This window comes from Nonomuraea antri (assembly GCF_013283785.1).
Taxonomy (GTDB): Bacteria; Actinomycetota; Actinomycetes; order Streptosporangiales; family Streptosporangiaceae; genus Nonomuraea; species Nonomuraea antri.
On record NZ_JABCPZ010000322.1, the window covers coordinates 1 to 9,870 of the forward strand.

The 9,870-nt window shown below is 71.6% G+C and carries 10 protein-coding genes; 2 read left to right on the forward strand and 8 right to left on the reverse strand.

The window, feature by feature from the left end:
- The 8 genes from murJ to HII36_RS50555 all read right to left on the reverse strand — a co-directional run.
- Positions 1-1,370: murein biosynthesis integral membrane protein MurJ (murJ, locus tag HII36_RS50520; protein ID WP_173530549.1), on the reverse strand; the 1,370-nt coding region annotated here is incomplete at its 3' end.
- 73 nt (positions 1,371-1,443) lie between these two features.
- Positions 1,444-2,289, reverse strand: a complete 846-nt coding sequence (locus HII36_RS50525; protein WP_173530550.1) for a hypothetical protein — start codon at positions 2,287-2,289, stop codon at positions 1,444-1,446.
- 1 nt (position 2,290) lies between these two features.
- Positions 2,291-3,277, reverse strand: a complete 987-nt coding sequence (locus tag HII36_RS50530) for a copper transporter (RefSeq protein ID WP_173530551.1) — start codon at positions 3,275-3,277, stop codon at positions 2,291-2,293.
- Positions 3,274-4,470, reverse strand: a complete 1,197-nt coding sequence (gene steA, locus HII36_RS50535; RefSeq protein WP_173530552.1) for a putative cytokinetic ring protein SteA — start codon at positions 4,468-4,470, stop codon at positions 3,274-3,276. Before steA ends, HII36_RS50530 begins: the two co-directional genes overlap by 4 nt.
- Positions 4,471-4,544: 74 nt before the next feature.
- A complete protein-coding gene (gene recN / locus HII36_RS50540; protein ID WP_173530553.1) occupies positions 4,545-6,254 on the reverse strand; it encodes a DNA repair protein RecN in 1,710 nt (569 codons plus the stop codon).
- Between the two features lie 100 nt (positions 6,255-6,354).
- Complete coding sequence (locus HII36_RS50545) at positions 6,355-7,254, reverse strand: NAD kinase (protein WP_173530554.1); 900 nt, start codon at positions 7,252-7,254, stop codon at positions 6,355-6,357.
- The gene (locus HII36_RS50550; RefSeq protein WP_173530555.1) at positions 7,251-8,063 is read right to left on the reverse strand and encodes a TlyA family RNA methyltransferase; all 813 of its coding nucleotides are present in this window, start codon (positions 8,061-8,063) and stop codon (positions 7,251-7,253) included. The genes HII36_RS50545 and HII36_RS50550 overlap by 4 nt, the downstream gene beginning before the upstream one ends.
- Entirely contained in the window at positions 8,060-8,332 is a 273-nt protein-coding gene (locus tag HII36_RS50555) for a hypothetical protein (RefSeq protein WP_173530556.1), read from the reverse strand. The genes HII36_RS50550 and HII36_RS50555 overlap by 4 nt, the downstream gene beginning before the upstream one ends.
- Before the next feature lie 166 nt (positions 8,333-8,498).
- On the opposite strand from HII36_RS50555, the gene HII36_RS50560 reads away from it, so the two are divergent.
- Entirely contained in the window at positions 8,499-8,846 is a 348-nt protein-coding gene (locus HII36_RS50560; protein WP_173530558.1) for an SCP2 sterol-binding domain-containing protein, read from the forward strand.
- Positions 8,847-8,925: 79 nt separating this feature from the next.
- Positions 8,926-9,678, forward strand: a complete 753-nt coding sequence (locus tag HII36_RS50565) for an ABC transporter ATP-binding protein (protein ID WP_173530557.1) — start codon at positions 8,926-8,928, stop codon at positions 9,676-9,678.
- Positions 9,679-9,870 lie beyond the last annotated feature (192 nt).

Here is a 9,870-nt window from a genome sequence, read left to right on the forward strand (position 1 = left end):
CCCCTGGCCCGTACCACGAACGCCAGCAGCAACCCGCCCCCCGCGCTCATGCCGACCGCCGTGCCGAGGGCCAGCCCGGCGATCTTCCACGCGTCCGGCAGCAGCGGCACCAGCACGACCTGCGCGACGATCACCACGCCCCAGCCCGTCACGGTGCCGATGGCCGCCGCACGTCCGTGGCCGGCCGCGTACAGCACCCGGGTCAGGTGGGCGATCAGCCCGTAGCCGATGAGGCCGGGCGCGAACAGCGCGATCGCGTAGGCGAACTCGACGACGGGCACGTCGCTCCTGTCCCGCAGGAACACCACCGCCACCGGCCAGGACACGGCGGCCAGCACCCCGGCGGCCAGCCCCGACACCAGCACGACCGCGCGGGTCGTGCGCGCCGCCAGCGCCGAGAACGCGGCCGGGGCGCCCGCCTGGGCGGCCAGCCGGGGGAAGGCGCTGGTGGCGATGGGCACCGCCAGCACCGCGTACGGCACCAGGTAGATCGCCCACGCGAAGTTGTAGACGGTGAGCGCCCCGTTGCCGATGGCGTGGTTGGACAGCAGGATCACCACGATCATGGCCGCCTGCTGGGCGAGCAGCCCGGCTATCCCGGCCAGCGCGAGCCGCCGCGCCTGCCCGGCGACGCCGTCGGGGAACCGTAACGTGGGCCGCCATCGCACGCCCAGCCGCATGATGGGCCCGAGCACGGAGAGCACCAGGGCCAGCACCCCGAGGCTGGTGCCGAGCGACAGGGTCAGCTCGGCCGGCCTGGGCATGTCGGCGGGGTCGCGGATGTCGTGGCTGAGCGGCACGAACACCAGGTACGCGACGATCACCACGATGCTGGACACCAGCGGCGCGAGCGCGGGCCCGGCGAAGCGCTTGTGCGACTGCAGCACCCCGTAGAGCACCACCGCGACGCCGTAGAGCGGGATCTGCGGCGCGAAGACCACCAGCATGCGGGTGGCGACGGCGGCCACCGCGCCGGTGTCGGCGCACTGGTCGATGTGATCGCCGAGGAACAGCCCGACGATCGGCCCGGCGAACAGCGCGGTGAGCGCGCCCAGCGGCACGAGCACGACGATCACCCAGGTCAGCAGCGCCGAGCTGATGCGGCCGACCCGCACGCGGTCGTCGACGCCGCCCCCGGCCGCGCCGGCGAGTATCGGGACCACCAGGCCGGCCAGCGCGCCGCCCGCCACGACCTCGAAGATGATGTTGGGGATGGCGTTGGCCGTGAAGTACGCGGTGGACAGGCAGTTGGTGCCCACGCTCCGGGCGAAGGCGTACTGCTTGGCGAAGCCGGTGATCCTGGCCAGCACCGTGATCGCGCCGATGAGCATCGCCGCGCCCGCGACGCCCCGCGCGGTCACGCCCCGCACCCGACCTCCCCGGCTCGGTCTCCGATCACCAGGACATCCTGGCAGGCCGCACCGACAGTTCGGGTACGCAGGGTCACCGGGTGGCGACCGGGCGGCGGCCGAGCATGTCGATCCTGTTCAGCACCGGGTTACCGGCGATGACCTTGGTGAAGCTGACCTTCTCCGAGGCGGCGGTGAGCGCGGCGACCGTGCCGAGCAGCGCGTATCGTCCGGGACGGCCGAGCCGGGTGACGGCGGCCAGGCCGAGCAGCGCGCCCAGCGCGTTGGCGCCGGCGTCGCCGAGCATGGCGCGTTCGCCGAGGTCGTCGGGCAGCAGCGCGGCGGCGGCGCCCAGCGGGATCGCGGCCAGCGCGGCGTGCTGAGGCGAGCCGCGCAGCAGCCCGGCGGCCAGCAGCGGGCCGCCGGTCAGCAGCGCCACCTTGATGGCGCGGCCGGGCCGCAGGTCGAACAGGTTCGCCAGGTTGGCCGCGCCGGCGATGGCGGCGCCGTTGACCAGCGTGTCGACGGGCCCCTGCGAGACCAGCGCGGCCGCGCCGAGCCCGGTCGCGCCGATGCCGAGGATCTTGACCGCGCCGCTGGTCACCTCGCCGCGGGCGAGCGCCGTCAGGTGTCCTTTGAAGCCCTTGGACGACGTCGTCCCGTACAGGTCGTCGTACGCCCCGAGCGCGCCGCTGCCCGCGCCGGCCAGCAGCGCGGCCAGGCGCACCCGGGCGGGCAGGCCGGGCGTGAGCGCGGCCGCGGCGCTCGCGCCGGCCACGAAGGCCGGGCCTTCGAGCAGGGTGATGGGCTCGCCGCGGTGGTTCTTCCTGGTCCAGCGCTCGCCGGGGTCGGGACGCCGGACGAAGGCGGCGTAGGCGGCACGGGCGGCCACCGCTCCCACGGCGGCACCGGCGAGGGCGTAGAGCAGGCCACGGGCCATGTCAGCTCCCTGACGAGGTCGAAGTCGGCGACGCTGTCGGACTCGGGCTGGGCAGCGCCGGCAGGAACGCCGAGGCGTCGGCGCCGATGCCGTACTGGCCCGCGCGCCCGCTCAGCTGCTCCCGGAGAGAGTAGACGATCACGACGCGGCCCGCAGGCATATCGAGGGTGTCGACGGTGGAGACCCGCCTGGCCGCCTCGCCGCTGTCGCGCAGCGCGGTGATCGCGCCACCCGTGACGGCGGCGTTGGTGGCGGTTCCGGTCAGTACGGTGCCCTTGCCCGCGATGTCGAGCCCGGTCACCAGCGACACCAGCGCCCCGGCCTGCAGCTCGGCGTTCTCGCCCTCGAACGGCTTCTCCGGCGCGAACATGACGGCCATCGTGGCCCGCTTGCTCGGATCGCCGTCGGTGGTGATCAGGCCGCCGGCCTCGAAGCCGGTGAGCACGGCGGTGGTGGCCGGGTTCGCGGTGCCGGCCTGGGTCTCGTCGGTGGTCACCAGGGCGGCCGCGAGCAGGGTGGCGGCCCGGTCGTAGGCGGTGGAAGTGGGCGGGAAGACCATGTCGACCGGTTTGAGCTGGTTGACCAGCCCGTCGAGCACGCCACTGCGCTGGGGGTCGAGGTATTTGTCGGTCAGCGCGATGCGTCCGCTGATCGTGGCGCCGGCCTGGGTGAGCACCTGCTGCTCGGCGTCGCGGTTGCCGGTGCTGGAGCCCGGGGTGTCGATGAGCAGCACGCGCTGGCCGGTCAGGGTGCCTTTGACCAGGTCGGGGGTCATCACGGTGAACATCTCGTTGTTGCCCGCCTCGCGCCCGCGCAGGACGTCGATCTCGGACCTGAGACCGGTGTTCGCCTTGGTCAGGTCGTCGCTGACCTTCTCCGCCGACACGATGGCCGGGTCCTGGAGCAGCGTGGTGCCCATGACGATGCCCACGGCCAGTGCCAGGAAGATCGCGACGATGGAGACGAGGTGATAGCGGAAATCGATCACGAGAAGAGTCCGACCAGCCAGAAGATGAATGCGTTCCAGACGTCCTGCAGGCCGTTCAGCCAGGTGCGGCCGATCGGCGAGGAGAACAGCGCGACGCCCATGGTGATCAGCGCGATGACCACGAGCAGCAGGAGTTGCGGGGTGGAGATGCGGCTGCGGTAGAGCCTGCTGACGCCCTTGGCGTCGATGAGCTTGCTGCCGATGCGCAGCCGGGTCAGGAAGGTGCTGGCCATGCCGGAGCGGCCCTTGTCGAGGAATTCCTCCAGCGTGCCGTGGGTGCCCACGGCGACGATCAGCTCGGCGCCCTTGTCGTCGGCCAGCAGCATGGCGATGTCTTCGCTGGTGCCGGTGGCCGGGAAGATCACCGCGTCGCGGCCCAACTGGTGCACGCGTTCGAGCCCGGGCGCGCGGCCGTCGCGGTAGGCGTGCACGACGAGCTCGGCGCCGCAGTTGAGCGCCTTGGTGGAGACGGAGTCGAAGTCGCCGACGATCACGTCGGGCAGGTAGCCGGCTTCGAGCAACGCGTCGGCGCCACCGTCGACACCGACCAGGATCGGACGATATTCCCGGATATAGGGGCGCAGGGTGGCCAGGTCTTCCTTGTAGTGGTAGCCGCGCACCACGATCAGGACATGCCTGCCCTCCATCGAGGTGCGGATGTCCGGCACGCCCACGCCGTCGATGAGCAGTTTGCCCTCGCCGCGCACGTATTCCATGGTGTTGACGGCGAACGCCTCGATCTGCACGGCCAGCCCGGCCCGCGCCTCGGCCATGGCGGCCTCGATGGCCTCGGCGCACTGCTCGTCGCCCTTGCCCACCGTGTCTTCTTCGAGGTAGACGATGCCGTCGTGCAGCCGGACGACGTCGCCGTCCTTGACCCGCTCGAACAGCTCGGGCGTGGCGTTGTCGACGAACGGCACGCCGCCCTCGACCAGGATCTGCGGCCCGAGGTTCGGGTAGCGGCCGCTGATGCCGGACGCGATGTTGATCACGGCCGACGCGCCGCACGCGACCAGAGCCTCCGCGCTGACCCGGTCGACGTCGACGTGGTCGATAATCGCTATTTCCCCAGGCTGGAGGCGCTTGGTGAGCCTCTTGGTACGCCGGTCGATTCTCGCCACTGCCGTTACACCGGGAAGGTTGTCGACCTTCCTGCCGCGGAGGCCCGGCATCCTGTTCCCCGGAACCTTCATCAAGACCATCCTGCCAGAGTGAAACAGCGCCGACGTCCAGCACGGCGGAGCGTGTCCGCTATGTCACACTCGGATCATCTGTCGGCCGCAGCCAGGCCCAACAGCTCTTCGGCGTGCGCCCGGCCCAGTTCGGAGTCTTCGAGACCCGCGAGCATACGGGACAATTCGCGCACGCGACCCTCGTGATTCAGGGTGACGACGCCACTGCGCACCACGCTGCCGTCGCTCGCTTTCTCCACCACCAGATGCTGGTCGGCGAACGCGGCCACCTGCGGCAGATGAGTGACAACTATCACCTGCGCGGTCTTGGCCAGCCTGGCCAGCCGCCTGCCGATCTCCACCGCCGCCTTGCCGCCGACGCCCGCGTCGACCTCGTCGAAGACGAACGTCGGCACCGGGTCGGCGCCCGCGAACACGACCTCGATCGCCAGCATGACCCGGCTGAGCTCGCCGCCGGACGCGCCCTTGTTCAGCGGCAGCGGCGGCGCGGCCGGGTGCGCGGCCATGCGCAGCTCGACCTCGTCGACGCCGTCGGGGCCGAACTCGGCGCTCTGGCTGAGCTGGACGACCACCCTGGCGTGCGGCATGGCCAGCGCGGTCAGCTCCTCGGTCACCGCCTGGCCGAACCGCTCGGCGGCGGCCAGGCGCACCCGGGTCAGCTCGCCGGCCAGCTCGGTCAGCCGCGCGCCGAGCTCCTCGAACTCGCGGTTCAGCTCGTCGATGCGCTCGTCGTCGCCTTCGAGCTCGGTCAGCCGGGCCGCCGACCGCTGCGCCCAGGCCAGCACGCCCGCGCTGTCCTCGGCGTACTTGCGGATCAGCCCGGACAGGATCGAGCGGCGCTCCTGCACGGCCGCCAGCCGCGCCGGGTCGGCCTCGATCGACTCGGCGTACGCGGCCAGGTCGGTGGCCACGTCGGAGATCAGGTATCCGGCCTCGGCCAGCCGGTCGGCGACCGCGGCCAGCTGGGGGTCGAAGTCGCGTACCGCCTCCACGGCCGAGCGCGCCTCGCCCAGCAGCGAGATGACGTCCCGGGGCCCGCCCGCGGCCTCCATCGGGTCGCCGAGCAGCGCCGTGTGGGCGGTGGTGGCGGCGCTGCGCAGCGCGTCGGCGTGCGAGAGCCGCTCCTCCTCCTCGCGCAGCTCGGTGTCCTCGCCGGCCTTGGGGTCGACCTTCTCGATCTCCTCCAGGCCGAACTTGAGCAGGTCGGCCTCCTGCGACCGCTCCCTGGCCCGGGTGGTCAGCTCCTCCAGCAGCGCGCCCACCTGCTTGTGCCGCTTGTACGCCTGCCCGTACGCGCGCAGCGGCTTGACCAGTTCGTCACCGGCGTAACGGTCGAGCGCGGCGCGCTGCCTGGCCGGCTGGAGCAGCCGCTGCTGGTCCATCTGACCGTGCACGGCCACCAGGTCGTCGGCGAGGTAGGTGAGCGTGCCGACGGGCACCGTGCGCCCGCCCAGCCAGGCCCGCGAGCGCCCCTCGGCCGAGACGGCGCGCGAGATGATCAGCTCACCGTCTTCGACGTCGCCGCCGATGTCCTCGACCTGCTGGGCGACCCGGCCGCCCGCCTCGATGACCAACGTGCCCTCGACGGTCGCCTTCTCGGCTCCCGGACGGATGCGCGACGGATCGGCCCGGCCGCCGAAGAGCAGGCCGAGCCCGGTCACGACCATCGTCTTGCCCGCGCCCGTCTCGCCCGTGACCACGTTGAAGCCCGGCGAAAGCTCCAGCACGGCCTCGTCGATGACGCCGAGCCCCTGGATGCGGACCTCCTCGACCCTGGGTCGCACTGCCCACTCCCGTCACTGCCGTGTTTGCCGTCCACACCGTGCTCGGGGGTGTCCGAACACCTGTGCGCACGTGATCCTACGCGCTCTGCCTCTCATTCACTCAGGGTCGCACCCTTCCGCGCCACCCCTGCACGGGTAGTTCGAACTTGGCGACCAGCCTGTCGGTGAACGGCGCGCCGGTGCTCTCCACCCCGTGCAGCCGGGCCAGGCGGACGGGTTCCGTCCCGCGCCGCACCTCCACCCGTGAACCCGAGGGGAGCTCGAATCCGCGCCGCCCGTCGCACCAGAGCGTGCCGCCCGGCGTGTCGGGCAGGATCTCCACGGCCAGCGTGGAGCGCGGCGAGACCACCAGCGGCTTGGCGAACAGCGCGTGTGCGCTGATCGGCACCATGAGCAGCGCCTCCACCTCCGGCCAGACGATCGGCCCGCCGGCCGAGAACGCGTAGGCGGTCGAGCCGGTCGGCGTGGCGCAGATCACGCCGTCGCAGCCCCAGCGCGACAGCGGCCGGCCGTCGATCTCGGCCACCACTTCGAGCATGCGCTCCTGCTTCTCCACGCTGACCTCGTTCAGCGCCCACGTGTCGGCGAGCACCTTGCCGTTCTGCCTGGCCAGGACGTCGATCGTCATGCGTTCCTCGACGTCGTAGCGCCCGGCGACGACGCTGTCGACGGCCGCGGCCAGGTCGGCGACCTCGGCCTCGGCCAGGAACCCGACATGCCCCAGGTTGACCCCCAGCAGCGGCGTGCCCGCGGGCTTGGCCAGCTCGGCCGAGCGCAGCAGCGAGCCGTCGCCGCCGAGGACCATCATGACCTCGGCGTCCTTGGCCGCGCTCGGGTCGGCGGGCACGGCCTGGGCGCGCGAGCAGCCGATCTCGTCGGCCTCGGTGTCGAGCACCCTGACCGTGATGCCGGCGTCGACCAGCCGGTTGATGACCAGGCGGGCGCTCTCGACGGCTGCCTCACGCCCGGTGTGCACGGCGACCAGCACGGTCCGGTTCATTGCGGCCCTTCTTCGACGGCCCGCTGGATCTCGGCTTCGAGGTCGGCGACCGGTGGCTCGCCTTCGCCCTTGCCCAGCCAGAGCAGGTATTCGACATTTCCCGACGGCCCGGGCAGCGGGCTCGCCGTCACGCCGCGCACGGTCAGGCCCAGTTCGTGCGCCTTCGCGGCGGCCTCGCGCACGGCCCGCGCGCGCAGCTCCGGGTCGCGCACCACGCCGCCCGCGCCCACGAACTCCTTGCCCACCTCGAACTGCGGCTTGACCAGCAGGACGAAGTCGGACGGGTCGGCGGCCACCCCGGCCAGCGCGGGCAGCACCAGTTTGAGCGAGATGAACGACAGGTCGCCGACGATGAGCGTGGGCGCCTCGCCGACCATCTCCGGGGTGAGATCGCGGACGTTGACCCGCTCCATCACCGTGACCCGGTCGTCGGTGCGCAGGGACCAGGCCAGCTGCCCGTACCCGACGTCGACCGCCAGCACGTGCCCGGCGTCGTGACGCAGCAGCACGTCCGTGAAGCCTCCGGTGGACGCGCCCGCGTCGAGGCAGCGGCGGCTGGCCACGCTCAGGCTCTTGAACGCCTCCAGCGCGCCGAGCAGCTTGTGCGCTCCGCGCGAAACGTAGTCGGGACCTTCGGCCGACTCCGCGACGACGATGGCCGAGGCGGTGTCGACCTGGGTGGCGGGCTTCTTGGCCTGCTGCCCGCCAACGGTGACGCGGCCGGCCTCGATGAGCTGGGCGGCCTGCTCCCGCGACCTGGCCAGGCCGCGGCGGACCAGCTCGCTGTCGAGGCGGATCCTGCGGCTCACCGGTCGTCCATGCCGGGTGCTCGTACGGCGGCGTGGTCGGTGACGTGGTCGCCGGGGCCTCGGCCGGCGCGTTGGGCGGCTTCCGCGCCGGCGCCTTCGGGGGCGCCTTCAGCGGCGTCCTCGGCGGCGGCGAGGGTGGCTTCCAGCCCGGAGAACGCCTCGTCGAAGACGGTCACGTGCTCGCTCACCGGCAGCTCTGCCAGGCGGCCGAGACCGCCCACGATGGCGTCGACCCGAGGGTCGCCCGTCTCCTCCGGCAGCTCACTCATGAGACGACCGTAACGCCTCCTCGAAGCACCCGGCACCTTGGCGGGCGTGTCACCCGTTGAAGGCATACGGGGGTGCGGCCGATGTGGAACGCTACCGCGAGGGACCGCCCGAGAGGTCCGCCGGGACACCGGATACGGAACACCGGATGAGGAAGGGATGCGCATCATGGCAAGCGTCGAGGAGTGCCGGGCAGCACTGGCCAAGCTCGTCGCCCAGTTCGACGAGATCGACGAGGCGGACCGGGCCAAGCACGTGGTCGAACGCACGGTGAGCGCCCGGGTCTCCGACCTCGACGTGGTCTTCTACGGGCGGCTGCACCACGGGGGGCTGGATCCGTTCACCCAGGAACCGCCCGCGGACGGCAAGCCCGCCGACGTCAAGCTGACGATCGTGAGCGACGACCTGGTGGCGCTGGTCGACGGGGAGCTCGACCTGGCCCGCGCCCTGCTCGGCGGCCGGGTCAAGATCGACGCGAGCTTCGGCGACCTGCTCCGGCTGCGCCGTCTGATCTGAGTCACCCGATCCGTACTTGACCCGCCCCGCGCCCAATTATTTAATGATTCCATTAACTATTCGGCGATGGGCGAACAAAATGGGCTGGATCATCGACGCGGACAAACTGAGCCGCGCGTTCGGCGACCACGTAGCCGTCGACGCACTCACCCTGGCCATCGCGCAGGGCGAAATCTTCGGTCTGCTCGGCCCGAACGGCGCCGGCAAGACGACCACGATCAGAATGCTCGCCACCCTGCTCCCGCCCACCTCGGGCACCGCCCGCGTGTGCGGCTTCGACGTCACCCGCTCCGCCGGAAAGGTACGCCGGCGCATCGGATACGTGATGCAGCAGGTCTCCCCCATGGGCTCCTACATGCTCACCGGCAGGGAGAAGGCGGAGATCGAGGCGGCGCTCTACCACGTGCCCAGGCGGCGGGTGAAGACCAGGGTGAACGAGGTGCTGGAACTGGTGGGACTGGCCGAACACGCGGACCGGCTCGTACAGGAGTACTCGGGCGGGATGCAGAAGCGCCTCGACCTCGCCTGCGGCCTGCTGCATCAGCCCGACCTGCTGATACTCGACGAGCCCACCCTGGGCCTGGACGTCCAGTCCCGGCACCACGTGTGGGAGCACGTGCGGTGGCTGTGCGACGAGGGCATGTCGGTGCTGCTGGCCACGAACTACCTGGACGAGGCCGACCGCCTCTGCGACCGGCTGACCATCATCGACCACGGCCGCGAGGTGGCCGGCGGAACGCCCGAGGGGCTGAAGGCCGAGCTGGGGGTGGGGACGCTGGACGAGGTCTTCCTCCGCCACACCGGCCACGCCCTCCGCGAAGAACCCCCCTGACCCCGCCGAATACAAGCCCCCAGCAGAACCTTCCTTCTCGCCGAAACCGAGCCCGAACCCGGGCCGGTTGCGTCCACGGGAGTGGTGTACGAGTTTGACCTGGTCAACAGGCGTGGCGTCGTGAAATGGCGACGGCCATCGCGTGATCCTTCGAAAGCGCAAACCAAGATCGAAGGAGGCACGTGATGGCCG

Excerpts from the sequence above, each read along its gene's own strand:
- HII36_RS50525 (WP_173530550.1), bottom strand. The coding sequence starts at position 2,289 with ATGGCCCGTGGCCTGCTCTACGCCCTCGCCGGTGCCGCCGTGGGAGCG.
- steA (WP_173530552.1), bottom strand. The coding sequence starts at position 4,470 with ATGAAGGTTCCGGGGAACAGGATGCCGGGCCTCCGCGGCAGGAAGGTC.
- HII36_RS50545 (WP_173530554.1), bottom strand. The coding sequence starts at position 7,254 with ATGAACCGGACCGTGCTGGTCGCCGTGCACACCGGGCGTGAGGCAGCC.
- HII36_RS50555 (WP_173530556.1), bottom strand. The coding sequence starts at position 8,332 with ATGAGTGAGCTGCCGGAGGAGACGGGCGACCCTCGGGTCGACGCCATC.
- HII36_RS50560 (WP_173530558.1), top strand. The coding sequence starts at position 8,499 with ATGGCAAGCGTCGAGGAGTGCCGGGCAGCACTGGCCAAGCTCGTCGCC.
- HII36_RS50565 (WP_173530557.1), top strand. The coding sequence starts at position 8,926 with ATGGGCTGGATCATCGACGCGGACAAACTGAGCCGCGCGTTCGGCGAC.